33 protein-coding genes and 1 tRNA gene are annotated in these 25,748 nt (G+C 40.2%); 33 read left to right on the forward strand and 1 reads right to left on the reverse strand.

The window, feature by feature from the left end; genetic code table 11:
- Positions 1-10 precede the first annotated feature (10 nt).
- The 32 genes from JZO76_RS07300 (at position 11) to JZO76_RS07455 (ending at position 23,841) form a co-directional block, all read left to right on the forward strand.
- The gene (locus JZO76_RS07300) at positions 11-439 is read left to right on the forward strand and encodes a YopX family protein (protein WP_206903465.1); all 429 of its coding nucleotides are present in this window, start codon (positions 11-13) and stop codon (positions 437-439) included.
- Positions 402-941, forward strand: coding sequence for an HNH endonuclease (locus JZO76_RS07305; RefSeq protein ID WP_206903466.1), 540 nt, complete (start codon positions 402-404; stop codon positions 939-941). The genes JZO76_RS07300 and JZO76_RS07305 overlap by 38 nt, the downstream gene beginning before the upstream one ends.
- 24 nt (positions 942-965) lie before the next feature.
- Positions 966-1,328 (forward strand): hypothetical protein, encoded by a 363-nt coding sequence (locus JZO76_RS07310; RefSeq protein ID WP_206903467.1) that lies wholly within the window; start codon positions 966-968, stop codon positions 1,326-1,328.
- A gap of 24 nt (positions 1,329-1,352) precedes the next feature.
- Positions 1,353-1,766, forward strand: a complete 414-nt coding sequence (locus JZO76_RS07315) for an integrase (RefSeq protein WP_161868663.1) — start codon at positions 1,353-1,355, stop codon at positions 1,764-1,766.
- A gap of 440 nt (positions 1,767-2,206) precedes the next feature.
- A tRNA-Ile gene (locus tag JZO76_RS07320) sits at positions 2,207-2,279 on the forward strand.
- Between the two features lie 210 nt (positions 2,280-2,489).
- Positions 2,490-2,846, forward strand: coding sequence for a phBC6A51 family helix-turn-helix protein (locus JZO76_RS14205; protein ID WP_206903468.1), 357 nt, complete (start codon positions 2,490-2,492; stop codon positions 2,844-2,846).
- The gene (locus JZO76_RS07330) at positions 2,833-4,077 is read left to right on the forward strand and encodes a PBSX family phage terminase large subunit (protein WP_206903469.1); all 1,245 of its coding nucleotides are present in this window, start codon (positions 2,833-2,835) and stop codon (positions 4,075-4,077) included. Before JZO76_RS14205 ends, JZO76_RS07330 begins: the two co-directional genes overlap by 14 nt.
- Positions 4,078-5,442, forward strand: a complete 1,365-nt coding sequence (locus tag JZO76_RS07335) for a phage portal protein (RefSeq protein ID WP_206903470.1) — start codon at positions 4,078-4,080, stop codon at positions 5,440-5,442.
- A complete protein-coding gene (locus tag JZO76_RS07340) occupies positions 5,439-6,323 on the forward strand; it encodes a minor capsid protein (protein ID WP_206903471.1) in 885 nt (294 codons plus the stop codon). The genes JZO76_RS07335 and JZO76_RS07340 overlap by 4 nt, the downstream gene beginning before the upstream one ends.
- Before the next feature lie 14 nt (positions 6,324-6,337).
- On the forward strand, positions 6,338-6,520 hold the full coding sequence (locus JZO76_RS07345; protein WP_206903472.1) for a hypothetical protein: 183 nt from the start codon (positions 6,338-6,340) through the stop codon (positions 6,518-6,520).
- A 4-nt stretch (positions 6,521-6,524) separates the two neighbouring features.
- Positions 6,525-6,809 carry a hypothetical protein gene (locus JZO76_RS07350; protein WP_206903473.1) on the forward strand — a complete coding sequence of 95 codons (285 nt, stop codon included), beginning with the start codon at positions 6,525-6,527 and terminating at the stop codon, positions 6,807-6,809.
- Positions 6,810-6,941: 132 nt separating this feature from the next.
- Positions 6,942-7,604: a capsid assembly scaffolding protein Gp46 family protein gene (locus JZO76_RS07355; protein ID WP_206903474.1), complete on the forward strand. Its 663-nt coding sequence runs from the start codon at positions 6,942-6,944 to the stop codon at positions 7,602-7,604.
- Position 7,605: 1 nt separating this feature from the next.
- Positions 7,606-8,436 (forward strand): N4-gp56 family major capsid protein, encoded by an 831-nt coding sequence (locus JZO76_RS07360; RefSeq protein WP_206903475.1) that lies wholly within the window; start codon positions 7,606-7,608, stop codon positions 8,434-8,436.
- A gap of 10 nt (positions 8,437-8,446) precedes the next feature.
- On the forward strand, positions 8,447-8,605 hold the full coding sequence (locus JZO76_RS07365; protein WP_206903476.1) for a hypothetical protein: 159 nt from the start codon (positions 8,447-8,449) through the stop codon (positions 8,603-8,605).
- Positions 8,606-8,613: 8 nt separating this feature from the next.
- Positions 8,614-8,946 carry a phage head-tail connector protein gene (locus JZO76_RS07370; RefSeq protein ID WP_206903477.1) on the forward strand — a complete coding sequence of 111 codons (333 nt, stop codon included), beginning with the start codon at positions 8,614-8,616 and terminating at the stop codon, positions 8,944-8,946.
- On the forward strand, positions 8,943-9,260 hold the full coding sequence (locus JZO76_RS07375) for a hypothetical protein (RefSeq protein WP_206903478.1): 318 nt from the start codon (positions 8,943-8,945) through the stop codon (positions 9,258-9,260). Before JZO76_RS07370 ends, JZO76_RS07375 begins: the two co-directional genes overlap by 4 nt.
- Entirely contained in the window at positions 9,253-9,630 is a 378-nt protein-coding gene (locus JZO76_RS07380; RefSeq protein WP_206903479.1) for an HK97-gp10 family putative phage morphogenesis protein, read from the forward strand. Before JZO76_RS07375 ends, JZO76_RS07380 begins: the two co-directional genes overlap by 8 nt.
- Positions 9,627-10,016: a phage capsid protein gene (locus JZO76_RS07385; protein WP_206903480.1), complete on the forward strand. Its 390-nt coding sequence runs from the start codon at positions 9,627-9,629 to the stop codon at positions 10,014-10,016. The genes JZO76_RS07380 and JZO76_RS07385 overlap by 4 nt, the downstream gene beginning before the upstream one ends.
- Positions 10,017-10,029: 13 nt before the next feature.
- Positions 10,030-10,548, forward strand: a complete 519-nt coding sequence (locus tag JZO76_RS07390; protein WP_206903481.1) for a phage major tail protein, TP901-1 family — start codon at positions 10,030-10,032, stop codon at positions 10,546-10,548.
- A gap of 60 nt (positions 10,549-10,608) precedes the next feature.
- Positions 10,609-10,950: a tail assembly chaperone gene (locus JZO76_RS07395; protein WP_206903482.1), complete on the forward strand. Its 342-nt coding sequence runs from the start codon at positions 10,609-10,611 to the stop codon at positions 10,948-10,950.
- An 80-nt stretch (positions 10,951-11,030) separates the two neighbouring features.
- Complete coding sequence (locus JZO76_RS07400; protein WP_206903483.1) at positions 11,031-11,300, forward strand: hypothetical protein; 270 nt, start codon at positions 11,031-11,033, stop codon at positions 11,298-11,300.
- A 16-nt stretch (positions 11,301-11,316) separates the two neighbouring features.
- Complete coding sequence (locus JZO76_RS07405) at positions 11,317-14,808, forward strand: tape measure protein (RefSeq protein WP_206903484.1); 3,492 nt, start codon at positions 11,317-11,319, stop codon at positions 14,806-14,808.
- Positions 14,809-14,831: 23 nt separating this feature from the next.
- Positions 14,832-16,436 carry a distal tail protein Dit gene (locus tag JZO76_RS07410; RefSeq protein WP_206903485.1) on the forward strand — a complete coding sequence of 535 codons (1,605 nt, stop codon included), beginning with the start codon at positions 14,832-14,834 and terminating at the stop codon, positions 16,434-16,436.
- 3 nt (positions 16,437-16,439) lie between these two features.
- On the forward strand, positions 16,440-20,342 hold the full coding sequence (locus JZO76_RS07415; protein ID WP_206903486.1) for a phage tail spike protein: 3,903 nt from the start codon (positions 16,440-16,442) through the stop codon (positions 20,340-20,342).
- A gap of 9 nt (positions 20,343-20,351) precedes the next feature.
- The gene (locus JZO76_RS07420; protein WP_206903487.1) at positions 20,352-20,639 is read left to right on the forward strand and encodes a hypothetical protein; all 288 of its coding nucleotides are present in this window, start codon (positions 20,352-20,354) and stop codon (positions 20,637-20,639) included.
- Positions 20,640-20,651: 12 nt separating this feature from the next.
- Positions 20,652-20,789: a CD1375 family protein gene (locus JZO76_RS07425; protein WP_206903488.1), complete on the forward strand. Its 138-nt coding sequence runs from the start codon at positions 20,652-20,654 to the stop codon at positions 20,787-20,789.
- A 73-nt stretch (positions 20,790-20,862) separates the two neighbouring features.
- Complete coding sequence (locus tag JZO76_RS07430) at positions 20,863-21,270, forward strand: hypothetical protein (protein WP_206903489.1); 408 nt, start codon at positions 20,863-20,865, stop codon at positions 21,268-21,270.
- A 3-nt stretch (positions 21,271-21,273) separates the two neighbouring features.
- Positions 21,274-21,489, forward strand: a complete 216-nt coding sequence (locus tag JZO76_RS07435; RefSeq protein WP_206903490.1) for a phage holin — start codon at positions 21,274-21,276, stop codon at positions 21,487-21,489.
- Position 21,490: 1 nt separating this feature from the next.
- The gene (locus tag JZO76_RS07440; protein WP_206903652.1) at positions 21,491-21,796 is read left to right on the forward strand and encodes a hypothetical protein; all 306 of its coding nucleotides are present in this window, start codon (positions 21,491-21,493) and stop codon (positions 21,794-21,796) included.
- Positions 21,797-21,798: 2 nt separating this feature from the next.
- Positions 21,799-22,719 (forward strand): GH25 family lysozyme, encoded by a 921-nt coding sequence (locus JZO76_RS07445; RefSeq protein ID WP_206903491.1) that lies wholly within the window; start codon positions 21,799-21,801, stop codon positions 22,717-22,719.
- A gap of 145 nt (positions 22,720-22,864) precedes the next feature.
- Positions 22,865-23,275 (forward strand): DUF6941 family protein, encoded by a 411-nt coding sequence (locus JZO76_RS07450; RefSeq protein ID WP_206903492.1) that lies wholly within the window; start codon positions 22,865-22,867, stop codon positions 23,273-23,275.
- A 2-nt stretch (positions 23,276-23,277) separates the two neighbouring features.
- Entirely contained in the window at positions 23,278-23,841 is a 564-nt protein-coding gene (locus JZO76_RS07455) for a hypothetical protein (protein WP_206903493.1), read from the forward strand.
- Positions 23,842-24,277: 436 nt separating this feature from the next.
- Here JZO76_RS07455 and JZO76_RS07460 read toward each other — a convergent pair whose 3' ends face one another.
- Complete coding sequence (locus JZO76_RS07460; RefSeq protein ID WP_206903653.1) at positions 24,278-24,823, reverse strand: biotin transporter BioY; 546 nt, start codon at positions 24,821-24,823, stop codon at positions 24,278-24,280.
- Between the two features lie 163 nt (positions 24,824-24,986).
- On the opposite strand from JZO76_RS07460, the gene JZO76_RS07465 reads away from it, so the two are divergent.
- Positions 24,987-25,418: a hypothetical protein gene (locus JZO76_RS07465; protein WP_206903494.1), complete on the forward strand. Its 432-nt coding sequence runs from the start codon at positions 24,987-24,989 to the stop codon at positions 25,416-25,418.
- The last annotated feature ends 330 nt before the right edge of the window (positions 25,419-25,748 follow it).

The raw sequence follows: 25,748 nt of genomic DNA on the forward strand, positions 1-25,748 counted from the left end.
AGGGCGAAGGATGATACCGAAGTTTAGAGCGTGGGATAAGCGAGGGAAAGAAATGTGGAAGGTGGCTACTTTGCACATTGAAGATGAATACGCAGATTTGTTCAAAACTAATATATATGAAAACCCGTTTAACGATCCGTGGGCTAAGTTTGAAGACCTAATCCTCATGCAATCCACTGGCTTGAAAGACAAGAATGGGGTGGAGATTTACGTTGGCGATATTGTGAGGAATGATAAAGGTGAGATTGGGCGAGTCGTATACCTAAAACAAGAAGCAGGATTTGTAGTTGTCTTACCAAAATCAGACTATCGATTAGGACACAGAAATACAGGTGAGCCTTATGACGTGGCAAGTGGGCATGAGGTAATTGGCAACGTTTGGGAGGACGGTGACCTTTTAGATGACAATAAAGAAACAGAATGCAATAGAGCTTATTAATGATTGTAACTGTATTGTCGATGAAAATGATTTAGCGAATGCAATTTTGTGGTATCAATCCAGGCCGACAATGTCAAAAAAGAAAATATATATGTATGGATATTATCCTGCTGTCAGTATTGGAAACATAAAAATACACGTCCATAGGTTACTGATGCAGTTTTGGTTAGGCATGAAATTACCTTTCCATGCGAGTGTTCATCATATTAATGAGAATAAACTCGATGCGCGCAAAGAAAACTTATCTGTAGTAATAAATTCGGCCCATAACAGTAACCATAATAGAGGTAAACGCCTTAGCGAGGAGCACAGGAAGAAAATAAGTGATGCGAATCATAATAGAAAAGGGGTAAAACAGAAAAAGAGACACAACATCCCTAATTACCAATTGAGTGATTTGTTGAGATTTGGTTTTTCGATAAATCGAATTGCTGATCTATACGGGTGCGATTGGTCAACTATAAAATCAAGAATCCACGAAAACCTCGAACTGTTAAGCTAGGGAATCGAGTGAGGGAGGAAGAAAATGAACGAATTGGAAGATTTGGAGAGAGACAACGAACAATTAAAAAAAGAAACGGCCGACCTAGCGAAAGAAGTCGCTATTAACTCATGGGGCTGTTTATGGAGTGTAGCACTTTTGCTATTCTCTATGGCCCTAGGTGGATTTGTAACGATGAAACTGTGGAACGGATTGATTGTACCAACGTTTGGGCTTATGACATTGAATTACTGGCAAGCGTTTGGCCTAGATGTATTCGTTAGTTTTCTGACCGCCAAAATTGGAAATAAGAACGATGGGTACGAGGACAATCAGAGAGCGTACCTAGCAATCATTTCCACATTGCTATTTTGGGGAATTGGGTCGATTGCGATGATGTTTATTTAACTATTTTTTTAGGAGGCAGGCAGGTTGGACTTAGAAAAATGGCGCTTTGAGCGTGTGAAACAAGTATTGCGTGATTATCCGGAGTACGATCTAAAGATAGCTAAGATTGAGGAATCTATCCGCTATCCGCACAAGCCGGATGATTATGCATCAGACAGACGGGGGACTAAGACCACGCCTGAGACAGCCACAGAGACGCTGTGGACGATACAAACGCATGACGCGATTAATCAGTTTAGGCACAATCAAAAGGTCGTGAGCGAGCTATTAGAGGAGTGTGGAGTAGATACAGAAACGATTATCCGTGAGCTGTATATGCGGAAGTTCCCACGCTACACCATGCAGGGGCTGGTTCAGGAACAAAAGATAAAGTGCGGCAGAGATAAGGCATTTAAACTTCGAAATCGATTCTTTGAGGAGTTAGACAAAGCGCTTTAAATTCGGACGAAATTCAGACGCACGAACCTTTAAATCGTTATAAAATTATAAAGTAGGATATTGGATGAGGCGACCACACACGGCATGGTTTCCTCCTTTAGGATAAATTTTAGAGATGCGCCTCAATTCAAATCCATTAACCGCTGGCCGGACCAAAAAAACAGAAAAATACTGGTCTTGGAAAACTTGCTCACCCGGTCGGCGGTTTAATATTATGTCACTGTGGCGGAAGTAGAAGACGTTGGGTGTATCGATGCGTTTAGAGCTACCCAAGATGGCTGCTTAAGCAACAGCCACGGTATTGATACGTGAGTGGGGCAGTGCCACTCCAGTGACCTAACGCATTTAGAACACTTGGTTGATTCCGCATACTAGTTAAACCGGACGTAATTGGTTGGACTGATAATCCAAACAACCCAAGTTGTATCTATTGTAAGTCGTGACGTGTAGCTCAGTTGGTAGAGCGGGGCACTGATAATGCGCAGGTCGTCGGTTCGAGTCCGATCACGTCAATAGCAGACGAAGCGAAGTACCGAAAGGGAAAAGAAGTAGTCTGCTTAACATTAAGTTGGACTTGCTAGGGATACGGCAAGTTGCCTGCGTGAGGCTTTGATACACGAGTTTGCCACGACTGGAGGCGGTAGTCCAGTCCGGTGTCTATACATAGGACAGTCTTCGGGCTGTCTTTTAATTTACATAATTTTAGAGATTGGAGGCGATAATGTGGAATTAAAGAGAATACATCAAAAGGCTATCGTGATGCTGTTTGAAGGAGATATGACACGGGCAGAAATCGCCTCTCAACTCCAGATAGCAGAATCGACGCTTTACAACTGGCTGAAAGACGATGACTTTAGCAAGGCTTACGACGATCATGTTAAAACAATTATGAGTAAGTCTTCCGGCAAGGCGTTAAACACGATGCTTTCATTGCTGTCTGCTAAATCCGAGATGGTGAGGTTTAATGCCGCCAAAGACATCATGGACCGTGGCGGACTGGCACCGATTGACAAAAAAGAGATTAAGCAGGATATCAACTTTGACATCGTGATTGACGATTGGGACGATGACGATGCTTAAAATCAACGATCCCAAGAAAGTGTTTAACAAATATATATACGATTGCTTATATGACTACTCGCACCAGACAGAAGTCCACTATGGCGGTGCATCGAGTGGTAAATCCCACGGTGTTGTGCAGAAGATAGTCATTAAGTCGCTGAAACATTGGGATTACCCAAGGCGTGTCCTGTGGTTGAGAAAAGTCGCTGCAACCGTGAAGGATTCTATCTTCCAAGACGTCTTAGAATGTCTGTCCGCATTCAAGCTACTGCCGTTTTGCAAGGTAAACATGAGCGATTACCGCATAGAGTTACCAAATGGGTCCGTGTTCCTGTTTAAAGGTATGGACAATCCGGAAAAGATTAAATCAATCAAGGGTATCTCTGATGTCGTCATGGAAGAGGCGACCGAGTTCACTCTTGACGACTACACCCAGCTAACACTCCGGACGCGGGAGAAACGGCATAAAGACAAGCAAATCTATTTGATGTTTAACCCGGTCTCTAAAGTCAATTGGGTATACAAATATTTCTTTGTCAGCAAGCAACCGGACGCAGTTATCTATCAAACCACATACAAGAGCAATCGTTTCTTAGACGACAGCGTAAAACGCAATATCGAGCTGTTGGCGCAACGCAATGAGGCATATTACAAGATATATGCACTAGGCGAATTCGCCACGCTAGACAAGCTAATATTCCCTAAATACGACAGGCTTCTGCTAAACAAGCAGGAGCTTTCTTTTTTGCCGTCATACTTCGGCCTCGACTTTGGGTACATCAACGATCCATCGGCTTTTATCCACGTCAAAGTAGATGAGCCAAACAAGACGCTCTATTTTATCGAGGAGTACGTTAAAAAGGGCTTGCTTAATGACCAGATAGCCGATGCAGTCACGGCTTTGGGATATGGAAAAGAAATCATCACGGCAGACTCTGCCGAAAAGAAATCCATTGCTGAAATGCGCAGACACGGCATTAGTCGGATACGAGAGGCTAAGAAAGGCCCGGACTCGATTATCCAAGGCATACAGTTTTTGCAACAATTTAAATTAGTTGTGGACGAACGGTGCGTGAAATTAATTGAGGAATTGGAAAACTACACATGGACCAAAGATAAAAAGACGAATGAGTACACCAACAAACCGGTGGACTCTTATAACCATGTCATTGATGCTACACGCTATGCTGTTGAGTCAATCAACGGCAAAGGTAAAGCACGAGTTAAAACATTTAAAGGAGGACTTTAATTGCAATTAAAAGACTTTATAGGAGGGTTAAAGCCTCCGAAAATTATGACGCTTGACCGTGACACGGAAATCACGCCAGCAATCATTAGCAAGTTTATCCGTATCCACCAGATGGAGCGGTATCGATACAAATATCTGATGGACTGCTACAAAGGCCAAATGGAGATATACGACTATGCTAATAAAGACAGCTACAAGCCGGATAATCGGTTGGTTGTCAACTTCCCCAAATACATCACCGATACATTTACCGGCTACTTTAACGGTATTCCAGTCAAAAAGAGCCATCCAGACGAGAGTGTGGCAGAAGTTCTAGCAAACTTTGATAATCTAAACGACATGGAAGATGAAGAGTCTGAATTAGCAAAAATGGCCTGTGTTTATGGCCGGTGCTATGAGTTTATGTACCAGAACGAACAGACAGAAACTTGCGTGGTGTATAACTCACCAGAAGATATGTTTTTAGTTTATGACAATAGCATCAAGCAAGAACCGCTGTTTGCTGTCCGCTATGGACTAGATGATAACAACGTGTTTGAGGGTGAGTATTACGGACCTGATAAAAACTGCAAACTAACCGGGAGCGAGTCTGCACTGCAATTCGGTGAGGAGATTGGCAAGTATTACGATGATTTACCAGTGACCGAGTTTTACATCAACGAAGAGCGCATGAGCGTGTTTGAGTCGGTGATTACCCTGTTTAATGCGTTTAACAAGGCAATCAGCGAGAAAGCCAATGATGTAGAGTATTTTTCGGACCAGTATCTAGCATTTCTGGGAGCTGAAATCGAGGGAGATGATTTAAAACAAATCCGAGAAAATCGAGTCATCAACTATTTTGGCACCGAGGCGAGCAAGGTAGACGTGAAATTTTTGGATAAACCTGACAGCGACGAGCAGACCGAACACTTACTTGACCGCTTGCAAAAGCTAATCTTCCAAACCTCGATGGTGGCGAACATCTCAGACGAGAATTTCGGACAATCATCTGGCACGGCTCTGGCCTACAAACTGGAGGCGATGTCTAACCTTGCGTTGCAAGCACAGCGGAAGTTTCAGTCTGCCATGAATAAACGCTATCGGTTGTTCTTTAGCTTAGCTACAAACGTACCTGCTGGTTCCTCTGACGGCTGGAAGGATATTGAGTATACATTTACCCGGAATGAACCCAAAAACATCAAGGAAGAAGCTGAAACAGCCCAAATGCTGATGGGGGTTACGAGCGAGGAAACAGCTTTGTCTGTGCTGTCTGTGGTATCTGATGTTAAAACGGAAATCGATAAGATTGATGCCGAAAAGCCAAAGACTGGCACGGTGCCGGCTTATGATTTTGAGAAGGATACGAAGGCCGGTGATGAGCGATGAAATCCTCCGACTACTGGCGCAAGCGTGAAGAAAAATGGATTAAGCAACAGATTAAAGAAGATGCTAAGCAATCCAAAATCATCGCTGAAAAGTATCAGAAGGCTCTCGACCAAATAGAAAAAGAAATCTCTGCTAACTGGGAACGTTTCGCTGGCAAAGAAGGCGTGACGTTATCTGATGCTAAGAAGATGGCGTTAGAAATGGACGTCAAAGCCTTTGCTAGAAAAGCTAAGGAGTATGCTAAGAACAAGGACTTTAGCAAGACTGCCAATGATGAGCTAAGGCTTTACAACGTCACCATGCGGACGAATCGATTGGAGTTGTTAAAATCTCAAATCGGTTTAGAGCTGATAGCTTTGTCTGACGAGATGGACAAGTACACAGCTGAAACACTCACAAAAACAGGATTAAAAGAAGCAGAACGCCAAGCGGGTATTTTAGGCGAGACGGTGTTTTCAAACTATAAAACGTTCGTGGAATCTGTGGCGCTTGGTAGTTTTCAAGGCGCTACGTTTTCAGAGCGTATATGGGGAAATAACGGGGCGCTTAAGGCTGACCTAGACCGACTGCTGATAAGGAGTGTCACACAAGGAAGAAACCCACGAGAGCTTGCGAGAGAGCTTAGAAACTTGTTTGACAGTAGCAAGTATGAAGCGGAGCGGTTAATGCGGACAGAAACGGCTAGAATGCAAATGTCTATCCAGCAGAAATCATATCTGGAAAATGATATTGATGAGTTTGAGTTTGTGGCTGAACCGTCAGCGTGTGGGTTGTGTAGACCGCTAGATGGCAAGACATTTAAGGTTAGCAAGATGGAACCTGGGTTAAACGCTGCGCCAATGCACCCGAACTGCCGGTGCAGTACGGTGCCTAGCGTATAAAAGGAGGAATCCCAATGCCAAAACAGAATACTCGCTACCAGCCGATGACTCTGCGTGAGATTGTCGGTCTTTTTGCGTTACCGATTAAGAAACCACCGGATAGTAGGCCGAATACTAATCAGGCAGATAGTGCCGGATTGGTTGGTGGTCCAGATATCTCCCTAGCCGGGGTTAAGGCTAATTTCGAAAGGAGGTAAAACGATGAAGTACCGGAAAAAACCTATCGAAGTAGAAGCAATCCAATTGCGTATGGCATCAGCGCGTAGATACCGAAAATGTAAGGAATTCGTTGGTGAATCATGGATTGATTATGATGAAAATCCGAATTTCGAAGGACCTTTAAAAGAAAAGCTGTCCGTTCCTGCCATAAAAACCCTAGAAGGAATTATGAATGTCAACGATGGTGATTACATCATCAAAGGGGTGCAAGGAGAGCTTTATCCCTGTAAACCAGATATTTTCGAAGCAACCTACGAAGAAGTTTAACCCCATCGAATTCGACGGGGTTAGAAATATTTGTGGGTAAGTCCTAGCGATAGGGCTTTTTGTTTTGTCTCCCAAGACACTAAATGCGAGATGGCTCCCATGCCAGAAAATGCGAGAGAAGGAGAAATACACATGAAAAAACCATTTCTAATGCCGATGAGACTGCAATTTTTCGCGGAGGAAACGGCAGACGACCAAACTACTACCGAAACCACTGAAACTGAGGAAACCGCTGCAGAGGAGACCACAGAAAAGGAACTCGATAGTGAGAAAGTCGTCGAAAAACTACAGAAACGTCTTGCGAGTAAGACTGCCGCCGAAAAAGAGACCAAGACACAGCTTGACCAAGCATTAGCTCGAATCGAGGAACTAGAAAATGCTGGCAAGAAAGGTGTCAAAACTCTTTCTGATGAGGAGAAAGCGGTCAAAGCTCAAGAAGAAAAAGATGCCGAGATCGCCAAGCTGAAATCGCAAATTAAAATTGCGGAATCCACACAGCAAGCCGATGAAGTGCTTAAAGAGGCAGGTTTGGCAGTAGGGAAAGACATCTTAGCGCTAGTGGTGGCAGAAGATGACACACAAACCTTGGCTAACGTCAAAGCATTGATTACCTACACACAAGACCAACAGGCTAAATGGGAAGTCCGCCGCAATACCGGCACGACTCCGAAGCGCACTATTAACAATCAAAACACAGTTACACAAGAACAATTTGATGCAATGCCGTATGCACAAAAGTCAGCATTAGCATCAAGTAACCCAGAATTATTTAAAAAATTAACAGGAGGCTATTAACATGGCAGACACAAAAACAATGTTAGCGGATTTAGTAAATCCGGAAGTACTAGCACCAATCGTATCTTATGAGTTACAAAAAGCTTTGCGCTTTACACCATTAGCACAATTAGACGCAACTTTATCTGGTCAACCAGGTAACACGTTGACGTTCCCAGCATTTACCTACATTGGCGACGCGGCGGATGTTGGCGAAGGCGAAGCGATTCCGTTGGATAAAATCGGTACGACTACCAAATCTGTAACGATCAAAAAAGCGGCAAAAGGTACTGAAATTACTGATGAAGCTGTTTTATCTGGTTACGGTGACCCTGTAGGCGAATCTAACCGCCAATTGGCTATGTCTATCGCGAATAAAGTGGATGATGACTTATTAGCGGCTGCCAAAACTACTACCCAAGTAGCTACTGCACCAGCAACAGTGGCCGGTGTGCAAACTGTCTTGGACGTGTTCAATGATGAAGACGCACAAGCTTATGTATTTGTTATGAACCCAATTGATGCAGGCGCTTTGCGTGCTGATGCTAACGCTCAGAAAATTGGTTCTGAAGTTGGTGCTAATGCGTTGATTAATGGAACATACGCTGATATCTTAGGCGCACAAATTGTCCGGTCTAAAAAGCTTGCTAAAGGTGAAGCGTTGATGTTTAAAATCGTTGCGAACCAACCAGCTTTGAAATTAGTTATGAAACGTGGTGTGCAAGTAGAGTCTGACCGCAACGTGATCAATAAGACTACAATCATCACTGCTGATGAACACTATGCAGCTTACCTTTACGATTTAACAAAAGTTGTAAAAGTAACTTTGACCGAACCAACTCCAGAAGGCTAAGGAGGATATTATGGCTAAGTTTGAAGTAAAGAAAACTTTCCGAGACGTCCACACGAAAGAGTTGTATGAAAAGGGGTCTATCATCGACATGACGGTTAAACGTGCCGGTGAAGTCGAAAAGAACTTAGACCAATCCTTTTTAGAACGTGTGGACGAGAAAAAGAAGTAGGTGGTTAAATGGCTACCATTGCAGAAGACGTTAAGAAGCTGTTAGGCGGTACGCAAGATGAGAAGCTAGAAGTTGTCGAACGACGTACTAAAAGTCGTCTAGCGTCCATTCTAGGCGTGTCAGAAGTGCCCGCCAGCTTTGAAACAATCGTCTATGAGGTAACGGTCAAACGATTTAATCGAATTGGTAATGAAGGTATGCAATCCTACAGCCAAGAAGGCCTATCCATGGCATTTCCAGAATCGGACTTCGCCGAATATCAAGGCGAGATTGACGACTGGCTAAACGCACAAAAAGACGAGGAAGGCGAGGTCAAACGAGGGAGGTTTCGGCTATATTGAGATACGACACGAAAGTATTGTTTATCAAAAACAGCGAAGGCTCCCACTACGACCCGGAACCTGGCGTGTGGATTGAGGACGAACCCACCGTTACCGCTACCGATGCTAATGTGACTGACCTTGGCACTAACAGAAGTGTGGCTTTATTCGGGAGTATTAAGCAAGGGGCTGTTGTTATCAGGACACAGCCTTTATTTATTATTCCGAAATGGGACAACATCGAAATTGATGGCAAGAGTTATCAACTAACCACCGCCAGACAGCCGCTTGAACGGAATACGTTGATTGTGGAAGAGGTGGTCAAAGGTGGCTAGGTCTATCCAGATTAAAGGTATCGACAAGCTCCAAAAGAAATTGCGGAAGAATGCCACAATGGCTGATGTTAAGACGGTTGTAAAAACGAATACAGCAGAATTAACTGGAGCTATGCAAAGAGAAAGCCAGACGGTACTTACAGGGCACATGGAAGGCGGAAAATTTGTTAAGCCTACCGGGGCTACAAAAAGAAGTATTGTCATGGAAATTGCTGACGGAGGACTTACAGGTAAAACCGGGCCTCATACTGAGTATTCCCCTTATTTAATTTATGGAACTCGGTTTATGGCAAAACGGGATTTCTTCACTCCTCCATTAAACAGGCAAAAAGCTAAGTTTAAATCTGATATGGGGAGGTTGGTTAAATGATTAAAACACGCGACCAATCACTCTTTGATGAGATGTTTAAACAGTGCCAAGCGTTAGGCTATGCGGTCTATGACTACAAGCCGATGGACGATGTGCCTTATCCGTTTGTAGAGCTAGAAGACAGCCAAACCGTCCACAAGGCTAATAAAACGGATATTAAAGGCTCCGTCATCCTTACGCTTTCCGTTTGGGGGCTTCAAAAGAAACGCAAGCAGGTGTCGGATATGGCATCCGCTATTTTTAACTCTGCTTTGCGATTAAACGCTACAGAAGGCTATTTCTGGGCGCTTAACGTACAAGCTAGTGGAATTACATTAAGAGACGATACAAGCACGAATACGCCTTTAAAACGGGCGATAATCACGCTTGAATTTAACGTACAATAGGAGGAATACAAACATGGCAGAAGCAGCAAAAGGTATTGACGTCATTTTGCTTTTTCGTTTGCTAGAAGATGCAACGAAGGAAGCGGCGTTTAAATTAGCTTTCCAAACAGAACATGAAAATACGAAATCTAAGGATAGTGACAGCGTGGCAACTAAAGATGGTCCTATCCGTACTCCGGGTGCTTTGGAGTTTGACTTTTCCGCTACGTCTATCTTGTCTATCAACGATCCATATGTTGATAAACTGGAAGGTGCTCTGGATGACGATAAACTCATCGAAATCTGGGAAATTAACCGTGCTGAAAAAGGCACGGGAGAAGATGCGGACAAATACAAAGCTACGTACTACCAAGGGTATGTAACATCCTTTGGCAAAAACACGAATGCCGAAGATAGCGTAGAATTGTCGCTTGAATTTGGTATCAACGGTAAGGGTGCTAAAGGATATGCTACATTGTCTGCAGACCAAGAAGAAGTGGTGCAATATGTATTTAAAGACACCGTGAAAGAAACAGTAACACCAGAAGGTTGAGTTATTAAGGGTTAGCGATGCTAGCCCTTTTTATTTTTGTCAAATTAGGAGGAAAACATAATGGAATTAACAATTAACGATAAAGATTACCAATTTGTCTACGGCTACGGATTTTTAAAAGAGCTAAATAAACGCAACAAGATTACTGCGCAAGGTATTGCGATTAATGCTGGAATTGAAGCTGTCGCAACGAACTTAGCTAGTGGAGATATTGAAACACTAATTGATGTGTTGCGAATCGCAAACTCTACTGAAACTCCACGAGTAAGCGAAAAAGCATTAGCTGAATATGTGGAAGAAAACGGAGCGGATGAACTCTTTGATGAAGTATTCGACGAATTAAAAAAGTCGGCGTTTACCTCGAAGAAAGTGACGAAAATCTTGGAACAAATGGAAGCTTAAAGCCGGAACAAACGTTTGAAGAAATCTACGAAGAAATTCAACTGAATTGTATTCGATATTTTGGGATTACTGATTTTTTGATGATTAAAAGAATGACTATCGAAGAATACCGAATTCGTATGAAAGCGTACAGCCTTAGACAGTTAGATGAAGAGTATAAATTGCATAAACTAGCATGGCAAATAAATCAAGCACAAGCTGCAGATAAAAAAGGTAAAGCAATATACCGACGTTTTGATGACTTCTTTAATTTTAAAAAAATGGAGCAGCGTATTTTAGGAACAAGACCCGAAGACAAAGTTTTGAAAGATAAAAGCCTGAATGACATGATGCTCAAATCAAACAAGTAGGAAAGGAGGGTGATTTATGGAAAGTTATAGTGTAGAAGCTGTCCTTTCTGCTGTTGATAAAGGTTTTTCCAGTTCTATGCGAGGCGCAGAACGTTCTTTAGGTGGGCTGCAATCTGCTGCAGGTAAATCCACTGCGTCAATTGGTAAAATCGCTACCGGAATTGGTGTTTTTAAAGCTGTTAGTGCAGCAGGTAGTTTTGTTACTAATGCTATTTCTGGCTTATCCGGAGAACTAGCTCAAGGTTCGAAAACTTGGAAAACTTATACTGGTAACATGGAAAATTTGGGCAAAAGCAAAAAGGAAATTTCTTCTGTTAAAAAAGAATTAATGGATTATGCTACTCAAACTATCTATTCTGCTTCTGACATGGCTACGACTTATAGTCAATTAACAGCAGTGGGTATTAAAGGTTCTAATCAATTAGTTAAAGGTTTTGGTGGTTTAGCAGCAGCGGCAGAGAATCCCAAACAAGCCATGAAGACATTGAGTCAACAAGCGACACAAATGGCAGCTAAACCAACCGTACAATGGCAAGATTTTAAACTGATGTTGGAACAAACACCGGCTGGTATTGCGGCTGTTGCAAAAGAAATGGGTATGTCTACTGCCGAAATGGTAAAATCTGTTCAAGATGGAACAATTAAAACAGAAGATTTCTTCAACGCCGTAAAAAAGGTAGGGACGAACAAAGCGTTTTCCAAAATGGCTACGCAGTATAAATCTGTCGATGAAGCTATGGATGGGTTACAGGAAACCATTACAAATAAACTTCAACCTGCCTATGATAAATTTTCACAATTTGCAATAGACGGGATAGAAAAAGTAATTGAGGTTGTCGACAAATTAAATTTTGACAAATGGATTGGCGATATTAATTCAGTTGATGATTTAGTCCAAAAAGTAATGCCGACGCTTGTTAAATTCGGTTCGGTTTTAGGAGCTGGTATTTTAGCTTCCGGTTCAGCTCCGTTTTTAGAAAAAATGCCCAGCATATTTTCTAGCATGGCTGATAAGGGTGGTTTAGCTGCTAAATCAATTGGTGACATAGCAGGTAGAGCAAAAGAGTTAAGTGGTAAAGCTAACTTGACTAACTTTGCAAAAGGATTTGAAACCGCTAGAAGTAAGCTGGGTGGTTTTAAAATCGGAATGTTGGACGTAGGAGAAGTTTTCGATAATGTTGACAATACTATTCTAAAAACAAGTAGCAAATTGATTAGCTTAAGCGATGAATTTCCTGAATTAGGTAAAGCGGCCAGTATCGCTGGGAAAAGCTTTGGCGGAATCTCCACCGGTCTTGAGACGGCAACAAGTGTAGGAACAACTGTCTTAAGTGGATTTATGAGCTCGATTACTTCGATTGTTGGTATTGCTCTTAGATTAGTAGCTCCTGCCGCTATTATTGGCGTAGTCTTAGCAGGTTTTGGTTTAGCAATGGACCAATTCGGAACTCAAATTAATAGCTTTATTCAAGACGTGGCTGTCAAGGGACCACAAGTTATCAGTGGTTTTGCTGATGGTATTATCTCAAATCTACCCCGTTTGATTGCTTTAGGGTCTGAAATGGTGACCAATCTATTAAATGCTATTGCTGCTAATATTCCAGTAATTTTAACCAAAGGTGTGGAGATTGTAGTTACGCTTATTCAAGGTGTGTCTGATGCTATTCCACAACTAATTCCAGCGGCCTTAAACGTAGTAACCGCATTATTGAATGGGATTATTTCAAATGCGCCTAAGCTCCTAATGGCTGGTATGAACTTGTTATTAAGTTTAGTAGATGGAATCGTTCAAAACCTGCCGTTAATTATGCAATCGGCAGTATCCATTATCGTTAACTTAGTTACAACGATAGTTAGTTATTTACCACAAATTTTAAGTGTTGGATTCCAAATTCTCATGACTTTAGTAACGGGAATTATTAAAATGCTACCCGTTTTAATTCCTGTTGCTGTACAAGCTATTACGACGCTTATAGATGGTTTTGTTTCTATGCTTCCGGTAATCATCGATATGGCCTTAACACTCGTTCAAACGCTATTAGAAGGGCTTGTAAATAACCTACCGATGATTTTAGAAGGTGCAGTTCAAATTATTCAAGCCTTGGTTCAAGGTTTGGTGGATAGTTTGCCACAAATTATATCTATGGGAATCCAAATAATTATCATGCTTGTTACATCAATTATTCAAATGCTGCCAAGCATTCTATCTGCAGGTTGGGAAATTGTAAAATCGCTTGCGACTGGTATTTTGGAGGCAATACCAAGCGTGTTACAAGGTGCATGGGATGGAATCAAAAACGGTTTTGGCAGTCTTTGGGATACCATTACTGGAAAATCTAAAGATACGAGTGCAAAAACCGCTGCGGATATGAGTGCCGCAACGTCGTCAATGCAAACTAGTTTAGATACATTTGCTAGTGGAGCGACTGCTAGTTTGTCAGGTCTGAATACAAATGCTAGCGGAATTACTGGAGATTTATCAAGTAATGTTATTGGTGACTTTGGTACGATGGCTAGCAGGAGTGGTGCTTATGCAACTGATTTAGAGGGGAATGTAGTAGATGCTACAAACTCATTAAGCAAGCTTGGGTCAGTTGATGTAAAGACGTTACAATCGAATGCAATTGATTCATTCGGAAATATGAAATCAAAAGGCTCAAGTTCTGTACAATCATTAGAAGCGTCTGTAACAAGTTCTTCTAGCAAAGCGTCGTCAACCGCTACAAATAACTATAACAAGATGGCAACTGGCGTTAACCAGTCAATGTCTAAAATAAACACAAATACTACTAATTCATTGAATAAAATCAATAGCACTGCAAATAGTTCAATGTCTAAGTTTAATTCTGTAATAAGAAGTGGATTTAATTCTGTACAGTCAACTACTAGAAGTGCTATGAATTCAGTTTCAAATACTGTTTCATCCGGTATGGCTAGAGCTGTATCTATCGCTGCTTCAAGAGCCAATTCATTAGCAAGTGTTTTTCGCGGACTACATGGTTCAATGTATTCATCAGGCGTGTATGCAATGAGCGGTTTAGCAAGCGGTATTAATGCTGGCGCTGGAAGTGCAATAGCAGCAGCAAACAGTGTAGCTAATCGTGTTGCTTCAACTATTAACCGAGCGCTTAAAATTCATTCTCCATCTCGTGTGACAGAGGAGTCTGGGGAATTTACTACTGAAGGTCTTGAAGTTGGGATGTTAAACCGTCTTAGAAATGTGGCGAATGCAGCTCGAAGTGTAGCACAAACAGTCACAGATAATCTATCCATGCAGTCTAGATTTGACAGTGAACTGGCTTTTTCTGGTTCACCTTATAATTTAAACTTGAATACAAGCAGAAACAGAGTGGATCAAAATGTTAGCGATATGAACACAAGACCTATTCGAATTACACTTATTTCAGAACTAGATGGACGAGTGATTGCGCAAGGCACTACTCCATATATCGATGCGGAAATGCAAAAAAGAAATATACGATTAAGCAGATTATCGGGTGACCGTTAGTCTGCTTTTTTAGGTGGTGCAAAATGTACAATTTTAAAGATACAAATGATAAAAAAATTGCTGAGGCATCGCTTCCAGCAGAAGCCATGAACTGGGATGGTGTGTTTTTAGAAAAAATAATTCCTGGTTATAGAACATTGGCAATTGAAGGTAGAGAAATAGCAAATACAGAATTTAAGACTACAGAAATTGATGCCTTTGATGGTTCTATGGTAGTCACCAAAAAGAATAGCTCTAGAATTATTACTGTATTTTATCAACTTATTTCAAAAAATAATGCTGAATTTAGAGAACGATTTAATAAATTAAATACGATATTAAGTAAAAAAGAAGCTAAGTTTTATTTCAACGATGAAGCAGATAAATATTTTGTGGGAATTAAATCGAATGCAACGCAGGTTCCTACTGGTCGTAATTCTATTACTTCTAGCTATGATATTTACTGTGCCGACCCTTACAAATATTCTGTTATTCCAAAGCAACTACAAGCTAATCTGGATGAAGGAATCTTGAAAATGCAGGTAAATAATGAAGGGGCAGAAACCGCAGAATTATCATTTGAAGCAACGATGACAAGTGACAATGGTTTTCTTGGGGCAGTTGGGCCTTTGGGCGCGATGGAATTTGGGAGTATAGAAGAGCTGGATGGTCACAATTATCAAAAAACAGATATTGTCGCTAAAAACAGCTTGCGTCCAGGTGGCCAGTCTAATTGGGAATTGAACAGCGCTAAAGCTGGAACGGTCTATCCAATTGCAGTTTCCGGAATACCTAATAGATTTGGTGAAGGCTCATTTAAATGGAATGTCGGTTCTGAAGGGCCTGAACCTGTTTATCCAGCAAACACTGCTGCGTGTTGGGTTGGGCCGACACTTTATAGAGATATTCCTAAAAATAGCAACAATGATAATACAAAGAACTTTGAAGCGATTTGGCGCTGTAACTTTAAAACCACAAAAGTTAAAGAAGCAATTCGAGAAGAATTTAATCTGATGAGTGGGAATAAAGTTGTAGCATCGATTGTTTTGCGTGATAGCATGCAAGAGAAGATAGAAGGCAAGTTTGAATTAGCGGTAATGTTGCCGGACGGCACAAAGTTTCGACAAGACGGCACGATTGATTTAAAGAAAGCGACAGGCTCTTGGTATGATGTTCGAATTTCAAGAATTGGTCCCAAAGTTACTTTCCGAATCTCTCAAATCAAAAAACTGGGTTCTGGTGACGAAGTGGCCCAGTCAAATTGGCAGTATCAAAAAATGTTTACATTAACTGATTTTGAAAATGTCCCAATTACAGGCACGACATATTGGCCACATACAAAGTATTTGAACGCCGCAGTGCCACCATTAAATTCTAAAAAAGAAAGTATTACTAATTTTGTGTTTCGTTGGATTAATGTTGACAAGTGGTCAGATGACCCAAACCGCTACTCAACTGGAGATGTACTTGCTTATGATGGCACGACTGGTAAATTCTACGTTAACGAAGTGCTGTCTATGAATGATATTATTATCGGCTCAACTGATTTAAAAATCCCACCAGGTTCTTGGAACGTTGAATTTCATTATTCTAATTTCGGAAAAGCTCCACCCAATATTGTGGGGACATTGAGAGAGAGGTGGCTATAATTCTTGAAAATATATGTAATGACAAAAGCTGATGAGACGGTCGCTATTTTAGATAATTCACTTTCTGGTGCGCTTCATTATTTTGACGATGAATTTCACCGCTATCTCGAAACAGGCGCAAGTACCTTTGATTTATCTATTGCTAAAAAGCACACGATGTATTCTAATGCTTCAAAAGGCACAGAAGATGATCTGCAATATTTGAAAGAGAATCATTTTTTAGTATTTAGATATAAAGATAGAGATTTTAAATTCACTATTCGGCGTGTCGAGGAAACTGAAACCTCGTTACGCCTTTTTTGTGAGGACTTGTCGTTTGACTTACTAAATGAATATCGAGGGGCCTACAAAGCGGACAAAGCATATCCGATTTCAAAATATGTTAATGACTGCTTATACGATTCTGGATATGAAATCGGAATTAATGAGTTTACCAAAAACGAGCGTACTCTTGAATGGGAAGGCGACCAAACAGTCTTAAAAAGATTGCTATCAATTTGCAACAGTTTTAGTGCCGAAATTGAATTTGAAACGGTTTTGAATGATGATCGCACTGTTAACAAACAGTTAGTTCATCTGCGCAAACAGGTCGGGATGGATCGCCCAGATATTGAATTGAAATACGGCCGTGATGTCTCAAGCATTCGCCGTAATGTGGATGTGACTGAATTAATCACAGGTATAAAGCCTCGTGGACATGAAGAAGATAATAAAATAGTTACCATCAAAAATGTAGAAAAAGAAATCAAAGATGAAAATGGGAACGTAGTTTTCTACACTAAAAAAGGTTCAGAATATATTTATGCGCCAATGGCCAATCAAGAATATGGTAATCCTGAACGAAAAGGTGGAGGCTATGTTGGAGGCCAATTCAGTTATGATACGAAATCAGATACGGAGCTTTTTAATCGTGCCCTAACGGAATTGCAAAAAAAATGTGTACCGGCTTATGAGTTTGAAATCGAAGGATTCTATGACATCGACATCGGTGACACTATCCGCGCTATTGATGAAGGTTACAATCCAATTCTTTTGCTAGAAGCTCGAATTAGTGAACAGACGATAAGTTTTAGTGACCCAACGAAGAACAAGACAGTCTACTCAAATTATCGAATTTTACAAAACAAAGTCAGTCAATCGCTTTTAGATCGAATTGATGAAGTTAAAAAATACGCCGAACAAGTTGCTAAAACGTATATTTTTTCTATTAGCAATGTTGGATCACCAATGTTTCGGAACGGAGAAGGCGAAGTAATTTTTACCGCCAAGATTGAAAAAAATAATCAAGATATGACTGGTGAGTTTACCAAGTTTAACTGGATCAAACAGAAAAAAGATGGTTCGCTGGATACTACATGGAATGAAGCACACAAGAATTTTGGGAAAGCGTTAACTATTACACCAAATGACTTTGAAGACACTGCTACATTTAGTTACGAAGCTTTGCAGGATGATTTGATATATGGCGGTGCTTCTGGTGTTGTGACAAAGGTTTATGATGGTGAAAATGGTAAGACACCAATTAAAGGCGTTGATTATTTCGATGGGAAGCCAGGGACTAATGGTCTTTCTGCTTACCTTCATGTTAGATACTCACAAAACGCTAACGGAAATCCTATGACTAGTGACCCTACCAATGCGGTATATCTGGGATTGCTCGTTTCCCAGAACCCGACTGCGTCTACGGTGCCAGCTGACTATGATTGGTCTATGGTAAAAGGACCTCAGGGGATTCCCGGCGAAACAGTAAACGGTAAGACCAGTTATCTGCACATCAAGTATTCTAATGATGGTGGTAAAACATTTACAGGAAATTCAGGAGAAGATGCGGGCTCATATTTAGGGCAGTATGTGGACTTTGAATCAGCAGATAGTACAGATGTTAAAAAGTATGCTTGGTCAAGAATTGAGGGTGAAACTCCTGTTGTTCATAATGCCTACGCTTGGTCGGCAGATGGCACAGATAGATTTGCGGATACGTATCCCAATGAAAATTTATTGAGAGGGAGTTTTGAACTTACTGACGAGGCTTTCTTGAATAGAGGTGCTTCAACAGTAGAGTCTGACACGGAAGGTGCGGTTTTATCAATAAATAAGGGTTCAGTTTCAACTAATATGGCTTTAATACCAGTAGTTGAAGGTGACATTATTACAATTTCAGTTGATGTTAAGACAAAGGATGAAATTACATCAACTAATCAACTTTTCCTACACCAATTGTATAAAGAAGATACTAGGGTCTCGTATGCGTGGGTATCTGGGAGATACAGCCCAAGCTGGACAAGATTTGTGAGCACAGTAAGTATTCCTGCCAATATAACTGCATATTCATTTGGTGCTAGAGCAATGTATCATAATCTTGATTTTAGGTTGATTAAAATTGAAAAAGCAAGTTCTGCAACCATCTACACCCCGTCCCCTCTCGACGACTTTGAGAACGCTTATCCAACATACTCTGGAACCTACACTGACTATACCGCGCAAGACAGCCAAAACCCTGATGACTATGTATGGACTCGTATTTTGGGCAATGCTGGTCAAGATGGTAATGATGGCGTTGGTATTGCTTCTGACCCTGAGATAACGTATCAAGGCTCTGCGAGTGGCACAAATAAACCAACTGGTACTTGGTCAACAACAATTCCTGAAGTTCCAGCGGGTCAGTTTTTGTGGACAAAAACAGTCACAACATACACAAATAATACCAACTCAACTGCCTATACGGTCGCAAAAATGGGTTCAGATGGTAAACCCGGTAGCACTGGTGTTAGCGTATCTGCTGTTGTTGAAGAATACTATGTTTCTACGTCTCAAACGTCACAAGCGGGTGGTAGCTGGTCAACGACTGTGCCAAATAATGCCGACCCTAATAAATACATTTGGCGTAGACTCAAAACCACGATGTCAAATGGAACAGTGACTTATACTAACCCTGCATTGATTCAAGGCATGACAGGTATTTACCCGTACATCGGCCCTACTCAACCAGCTAATCCAAAAGAAGGACAGCAATGGTGGAAATCAGATAGTAGCGGGAATGTTACCAATTTCTATGTTTACAAGTCTGGAAGTTGGCAAGGTCAAACTATTCAACAGTCAGTGTTGAACATTATTGCTTTAAATGCCGTGACCATTACTGGCTCAACTATCACAGGTACAACTATTAGCGGTTCAACTTTAAAAAGTGCGGGTACTATGCAAAGTGGCGGAGCGACAATTCAGTATTCTACTAAAATATCTGGAACAACGGAGATCACTTGGCAAATTCCCGGAACTACTCAAAATGGAGTTATTAAACTGCAACCAGATGGTATTTATGCTAATTCATGGAATAATGCTGCTAAAACAGAACCTCTATGGGGCTGGTCAATTGATAGTGCGGGTTTGTGGGTAGGCACCAGAGGTAAAAAATCAAATACAAGTTTACCTAACACAACACGTTATGGGCCGAGCGGTATATCAATATCAAATGAAGATTATAAAGCTCTCTACGGAGATGTGGACTTAGGATATCAAGACTTAATTACAATTCCGCCGACAGGGATACCATCTTCAACCGGATGGGCCCAATATAATTCAATCCCGTCATCACCTAATTATCCATCAGCGAGCAGGAATGGAAGAACGGTTCAGCTAGCCGGAGCTTTCAAAAATAATACAGCAAGAGCTGCTGGAGAAGAAAATATTACAATGGGAATACTTCCAATTGGATTTAGACCAGCATCAGACTGTAATTTTATAGTCCAGGGTTCTGGAGTAAATATTTATTTGCTAACCGTTAAATCTAGTGGACAGCTTATGTTTAATCGATATCGGGGGGATGTTGGGGGAACATTTGCTTACAAAGAATGTCCTACAGGATCATGGCTAAACATTGCTTGTACCTATACAGCAGGACTAATGTAGGAGGTAACTATGACAGAAAATCAGAAGAAATTTAAAGAGCAATATATCGCTGAAATTCTTGATGGTCCTGGTGAAATGGGTGAGGAGTTGCTAAAACTTTTTGATGTAGTATTAGCAGAGTTCAATGACGATCCCGAAAAAATGTCGGCATTTATCCAATCGATAATTGACGAACACACCCCCCCAGAACCAAGCGAATTAGAACAACTAAAACAAGAAAACGCAGAGCTTCGTCAGCGTCAAGAGATGTCTGAAGAGGCTCTTTTACAATTGTCAGACATGATTCTATCGAGATAGGAGGGTAAATTTATGTATTCAGCTTTAGAAATGCTTTATGCAACGCATGTAATTGAGGGGAAGCGCACTATCGAATCTGTACCAACATCAATTCGTGAGAACGTAGCAGAAATTGTGAATGATGCAAAAAAGCCAGAAAAAACAAATTAGTAAAATATTTTTGATTGGGACAATCGGCTTTATTGCCGGTTGTCTTTTATTTTGAAGCAAAGAGGGAATGTAGATGGTAGTGTTGGATCAGATTAACGAATTTTTCAGGCAGTATTTTGGCGTTGGCTTGATTGGAGGAATCCTCTTTGCAGGACGACAATTTTGGAAACTTTATAAGGAGATTAAAAAGCGTAACGATCAGCTAGACGAATTGCTAAAAGGCCAAACAGAATTAGACACTCGACTGGACGCTTTGGAGGTGCAAGGCAATCTCCGTCAAGAAGCAAGCCTAGCCAGTCTCCACGACCGAATTTATGCATCATACGAAGTCATCTTAAAACGTGGAGCGGTAACGATGAAAGAACTAAACAACATGAGCCATCTGTGGAAAGCCTACAGTGGGCTCGGAGGAAACGGTACAGGACATGCGATGTATGAACGCATCTGTGCCATGCCTGTAATCGAGAAGGAGGAAGAATAACAAATGCCAAAATTTAAATTAACAGATGAACAGTATGCAATCTTGAAATGGGCGGTATCTATTGTGATGCCAGCTTTGGGCGTATTTATTGGTGTGGTAGGCAAGACCGTAAATTGGGAACTAACTGATTCGGTGTTAACGATTTGGACCGCTTTTATTACATTGTTAGGTACTTGTATGGGTGTTTCAAGCTACCACTACAACAAGGACGGTGAATAATATGCAACTTTTTAACGGAATAGTAAACTTTGCCATTTTGTCGCTGTTTGCAATTTTGTTGATTGCATTATTAGTAGCCATCTTCCAATGCTTAAAAGCATTCAAAGTTGAGCGACTTAAAAATGAGTTAATCATCAAACGCAACTACGCAGATATTTTTATCAATTCTTTGCAAGGTAAGTTTGACCGAGAGTTTATTAAGTCTCAATTGATAGATACTTTCCAAAAAGAAAAAATCCCATTCAATTACGAAGAAATCGACAAATTAATTGAAGCCGCTAAACAGGAATACTTGAAGGGGGAATGATCATGCTAAATGGTATTGACGTATCAAGTTGGCAAGGGGATATCCAAGTTCAGAATATGGATTTGGATTTTGTTATTGTTAAAACTACTGGAGGCGGTGGTGGCGGGTTTGGTTACATTAACCCATTTGCCGACAGAGTGTATCAACGAGCTAAAAAAGCAGGAAAATTGTTAGGTTTTTACCATTACGCTCATGAAGCAGGGTTACAGGGTACAGCGATTGAAGAAGCTGATTATTTTGTGAAGCATTCTAAATCATACTTTGGTGAAGCTATTCCAATTCTTGATTGGGAATCAGACAACAAACATGACGTTGCCTGGGCTAAAGCATTCTTAGACAGGGTGTATCAAACAACTGGCGTTAGACCACTATTTTACACCTACACGGGGGTTGTAAACTCTTATGACTTCTCATCAATTGCTAAAGCGAACTACGGTTTATGGATTGCAAATTATGGAACAAATGCTGTAACACAAGGTTTTAAACAACCACAACCACCTAAATCAAACGGATTTCCTGTAACAGCAATGTATCAGTATAATTCACAAACGTATTTGAGTGGTTATGGTGGAACACTTGATGCAAACGTATTTTATGGCGATGCTAAAGCTTGGAAAGCCTATGCGGCAGTTAATGGCAAACCAGAAAAACCTACACCAACACCAGAGCCACCAAAACCGAATCCAACACCAACAGGAGGAATCAAAATGAAGGAAATTACGTTAAATAGTAACGTTAATCTGCGTACCGCAGCTAAAACATCTGCGCCAGTCATTGCGCTTTTGAAAAAAGGACAAAAGGTTAAGTTTGACGATATTGTATTAGCCGGAGGGTATATGTGGGGCGTACAGCCACGAACAGATAAATTTAAAAAGGGATATGTATCTCTAGGTAAGATTGATTCATATGGATCTATTAAATAGTAAAACCCCGGTCTCTTAATTGAGGTCGGGGCTATTTTGGATTAATGACATAGAAAATGAAATTAATTTGCAAACGAATGTTCTGATTGTCTTTGTTGCTAATGAGTGAGATAATTTTGTAAACTTATATGGGGAGGTATGTATCATGTCCGAAAATGTAAAAGTCAAAATTATTGTATCAGAAGACATTTCCAACATTCAAAACAGTCCAGCGAATAGTAATATAGTAGTAATTAACCCACTTCTAATACTTAGAGCACCATTTGTTCCTACAGCTCTTTCTCTTGCAATCACAATTTTGAGTACAGGAATAACGGCAAACGAAGAGCACGAAATGTCTATAAGTATTCTTTCGCCTGATAAACATGAAATTTATACTACTGGAAAAAATAAATTCTCGGTTCCGGGAATGAGTGACAATTTTAACTTCAATGTGGATTTAAAAAACATTCCATTCATGACTGAGGGAGAATACAAAATTTTATTTGAACTTGATCAAACAAAATATGACGACACGTTTATCATAAAAGCAAATCAAAATTTAACAGGTAAGTAAAAATGAACCGTATATTTGCATCATCTTCTTTTTCAACTGATTCGGAAAATATATCTGATAATATTCCTAAAGATCCGAATATTGCAAGTAGTAACATAATAGTATCCATCGTGACTGTCGTTGCTATTTCAACTGCCACAATTGCTGCACCGGTGCTGACAGCTGCTCCTGTTATTAAAGGGATTAGCGAAATGAAAAATCAAAATATAAGCAATTATTCACAGACAGAAACAAAAGGAATGTACTTTTCAAACAAAGAAAATAGAGATGATATAATAGCAATAAACAATGACAAATTGGAGGTGGACGATTTGGCTGATAAAATTACCCAAGCTCAATTGAATGAGATAAAGGAACATTTTGATACAAAAATTAAGAGTTTGCAAACCAACATTACCTTAGAGTACCAAAAGTATGCGGACAAAAAATTCGAGGAGTTGAAGGAATACATTTCTTCGGAGAATGATAAAATAAAAACAACCAAAAAAGAAACCAGACGATTTTGGATTGCAGCTATTATTGCTCCAATTTTAGTCGTGATTGTACAAAAATTCTTTGGAATATAAGAATCCTTTTATTAATAAAAGGATATGTGTCGTTAGGCAAAATTGACGCGTATGGAGCTATCAAATAATAAAACCCCGATCTCGTTTTGAGGTCGGGCTATTTTTTAGTGCAACTAACTTTTAGCAATAGTTTCCAAAAGCTTTAACTCATTGACGAAATAGAGGTAAAAAGAAACCATTCGACTTTAATTATATGAACATACGTTTGTTTTGTAAAGCTAATAGATTGTAAGAATGAATTTTCAAGGGGCAATAAAGGGGCAATAAGTCCGATATAGTCTAAAAATTATCGGACTATCTACTGTTGTGTACCCCTCAAAATAGCCTGATTTTATCGGTTTTCGTGTTCAGCTGGATATGGTCAAATGGTGTCAATGTGAAAGACGCTGTAAAATAAAAAAATGCCGTGATGAAAATCACGGCTTTTTTTTTGCTATTATTTGCTAGAAGCAAAATAACGTTGAGGCAAGCGACGCAAAATGAAGATACCCAAAACACCACAAGCAACAGCCTTGATGATACCTGGTAAGATAAAGGGAATAAAGCCAGTTTTAAGCGCGGCTAAAAATTCCATACCGGTGCCAAATTTCAACCAAGCGGTACCAAAAAAAAGTGTCACCATGGCACCGACGATATTTGCAATAACTGCCCAAAAATAATTTTTTTGCGTGGCTTCTAAAATAGAGCCGGTTACTAAGCCGTTGAAGATAAAACCGATCAAAAAACCACCCGTTGGTCCGAAAAGTACACCAAATCCAGCGCTACCGCCAGCAAAAACGGGTACACCGATTAGACCTAAGATAAGGTAGATGGCAATCGCCCAAGTTCCGGTTTTTGTTCCTAAAATGGTGACGGTTAAGCCAATGATGAAGGTTTGTAAAGTCAAGGGGATTAAACCCAAAGGTATTGTTACTTGGGATAAAATAGAAATGATCCCTGCAAAAATTGCTGCTAATAATTGTTCCCGTAAAGAAATACGCATTTTTTTCACTCACTTTCGTTAACTCCATTTACAAATGGTTAACAAGATTATATTTCTTGGTTAACGAAAAGTAAAGTTTTTTTTTGAAATAGTTAACCAAAAAAATTTAAAATATTGTATGATAGTAAAGAATTCGCTTAAAAAAAGAATTAGAGGAGAAATTATGAAGCAGTTGAAAAAACAGATGCTGGTAGTTTTTGGTATTGTAGCGCTAGCACTACTCTTATTATCCTTTTATAAACCAGCGGGGAAAGCAGAAAGTGTTAAAGAAGATTTTGCCAGTTCAAAACATTATTCAGAAAAGGAAATTCAGGCGGCTGCAGAAGTTGTAAAAGGTGGCTTTTCTGAAGTCTTTAAAAATTGCCGCTTAGATACATTATCGTATCAAGAAAAATTACAAAAATATGCCCGTCTAAAAAGTGAAAAAGAAGTTGCCCCAAAAACAGAATATTTATTGTTGACCAGTACCCTTTACGTGGGTCCAGCTGGGTATGAAAATTTACGTCCCAATACTTTTTACCGCGATTGGTGTTGGTATTTAAAGCGAATTGATAAAGGTGAGTGGCAATTGTATTACTTTGGAAATCTGGAATAAATTTCGCTTTAAAATAGAAGTGTGATTCCTTAGAAATGTGCAGTCGTCTTTTGATGACTGTTTTTTTATTTAATCCGATACTACAAAAAAGCTGTTTTATGAAACTATGAATACGATAGGCATGCAAGTATTAATATAACTCTAGATACGTACACACACATTAGCGATGAAGCGAATCGGTTAGCTGTAGAAAATCTCATGGATTATGTTGATAATAAGTAAATTCTAAAAAAATCTAAGGTGAAATCGAAGGTAGAATATTTTTTTGACAAATAAAAAAACGCAAATCCTTGAAGATAAAGGATTTGCGTACAATGTAATCGTGATTAC

This window comes from Candidatus Enterococcus myersii, assembly GCF_017316025.1.
Taxonomy (GTDB): Bacteria; Bacillota; Bacilli; order Lactobacillales; family Enterococcaceae; genus Enterococcus_C; species Enterococcus_C montenegrensis.

What these genes read in the sequence shown, in the direction of transcription:
- JZO76_RS07300 (WP_206903465.1), top strand. Translation starts at nt 11, where the DNA reads ATGATACCGAAGTTTAGAGCGTGGGATAAGCGAGGGAAAGAAATGTGG.
- JZO76_RS07305 (WP_206903466.1), top strand. Translation starts at nt 402, where the DNA reads ATGACAATAAAGAAACAGAATGCAATAGAGCTTATTAATGATTGTAAC.
- JZO76_RS07310 (WP_206903467.1), top strand. Translation starts at nt 966, where the DNA reads ATGAACGAATTGGAAGATTTGGAGAGAGACAACGAACAATTAAAAAAA.
- JZO76_RS07330 (WP_206903469.1), top strand. Translation starts at nt 2,833, where the DNA reads ATGACGATGCTTAAAATCAACGATCCCAAGAAAGTGTTTAACAAATAT.
- JZO76_RS07340 (WP_206903471.1), top strand. Translation starts at nt 5,439, where the DNA reads ATGAAATCCTCCGACTACTGGCGCAAGCGTGAAGAAAAATGGATTAAG.
- JZO76_RS07345 (WP_206903472.1), top strand. Translation starts at nt 6,338, where the DNA reads ATGCCAAAACAGAATACTCGCTACCAGCCGATGACTCTGCGTGAGATT.
- JZO76_RS07350 (WP_206903473.1), top strand. Translation starts at nt 6,525, where the DNA reads ATGAAGTACCGGAAAAAACCTATCGAAGTAGAAGCAATCCAATTGCGT.
- JZO76_RS07355 (WP_206903474.1), top strand. Translation starts at nt 6,942, where the DNA reads ATGAAAAAACCATTTCTAATGCCGATGAGACTGCAATTTTTCGCGGAG.
- JZO76_RS07360 (WP_206903475.1), top strand. Translation starts at nt 7,606, where the DNA reads ATGGCAGACACAAAAACAATGTTAGCGGATTTAGTAAATCCGGAAGTA.
- JZO76_RS07365 (WP_206903476.1), top strand. Translation starts at nt 8,447, where the DNA reads ATGGCTAAGTTTGAAGTAAAGAAAACTTTCCGAGACGTCCACACGAAA.
- JZO76_RS07370 (WP_206903477.1), top strand. Translation starts at nt 8,614, where the DNA reads ATGGCTACCATTGCAGAAGACGTTAAGAAGCTGTTAGGCGGTACGCAA.
- JZO76_RS07385 (WP_206903480.1), top strand. Translation starts at nt 9,627, where the DNA reads ATGATTAAAACACGCGACCAATCACTCTTTGATGAGATGTTTAAACAG.
- JZO76_RS07390 (WP_206903481.1), top strand. Translation starts at nt 10,030, where the DNA reads ATGGCAGAAGCAGCAAAAGGTATTGACGTCATTTTGCTTTTTCGTTTG.
- JZO76_RS07395 (WP_206903482.1), top strand. Translation starts at nt 10,609, where the DNA reads ATGGAATTAACAATTAACGATAAAGATTACCAATTTGTCTACGGCTAC.
- JZO76_RS07400 (WP_206903483.1), top strand. Translation starts at nt 11,031, where the DNA reads ATGATTAAAAGAATGACTATCGAAGAATACCGAATTCGTATGAAAGCG.
- JZO76_RS07405 (WP_206903484.1), top strand. Translation starts at nt 11,317, where the DNA reads ATGGAAAGTTATAGTGTAGAAGCTGTCCTTTCTGCTGTTGATAAAGGT.
- JZO76_RS07410 (WP_206903485.1), top strand. Translation starts at nt 14,832, where the DNA reads ATGTACAATTTTAAAGATACAAATGATAAAAAAATTGCTGAGGCATCG.
- JZO76_RS07420 (WP_206903487.1), top strand. Translation starts at nt 20,352, where the DNA reads ATGACAGAAAATCAGAAGAAATTTAAAGAGCAATATATCGCTGAAATT.
- JZO76_RS07425 (WP_206903488.1), top strand. Translation starts at nt 20,652, where the DNA reads ATGTATTCAGCTTTAGAAATGCTTTATGCAACGCATGTAATTGAGGGG.
- JZO76_RS07430 (WP_206903489.1), top strand. Translation starts at nt 20,863, where the DNA reads ATGGTAGTGTTGGATCAGATTAACGAATTTTTCAGGCAGTATTTTGGC.
- JZO76_RS07435 (WP_206903490.1), top strand. Translation starts at nt 21,274, where the DNA reads ATGCCAAAATTTAAATTAACAGATGAACAGTATGCAATCTTGAAATGG.
- JZO76_RS07440 (WP_206903652.1), top strand. Translation starts at nt 21,491, where the DNA reads ATGCAACTTTTTAACGGAATAGTAAACTTTGCCATTTTGTCGCTGTTT.
- JZO76_RS07445 (WP_206903491.1), top strand. Translation starts at nt 21,799, where the DNA reads ATGCTAAATGGTATTGACGTATCAAGTTGGCAAGGGGATATCCAAGTT.
- JZO76_RS07450 (WP_206903492.1), top strand. Translation starts at nt 22,865, where the DNA reads ATGTCCGAAAATGTAAAAGTCAAAATTATTGTATCAGAAGACATTTCC.
- JZO76_RS07455 (WP_206903493.1), top strand. Translation starts at nt 23,278, where the DNA reads ATGAACCGTATATTTGCATCATCTTCTTTTTCAACTGATTCGGAAAAT.
- JZO76_RS07460 (WP_206903653.1), bottom strand. Translation starts at nt 24,823, where the DNA reads ATGCGTATTTCTTTACGGGAACAATTATTAGCAGCAATTTTTGCAGGG.
- JZO76_RS07465 (WP_206903494.1), top strand. Translation starts at nt 24,987, where the DNA reads ATGAAGCAGTTGAAAAAACAGATGCTGGTAGTTTTTGGTATTGTAGCG.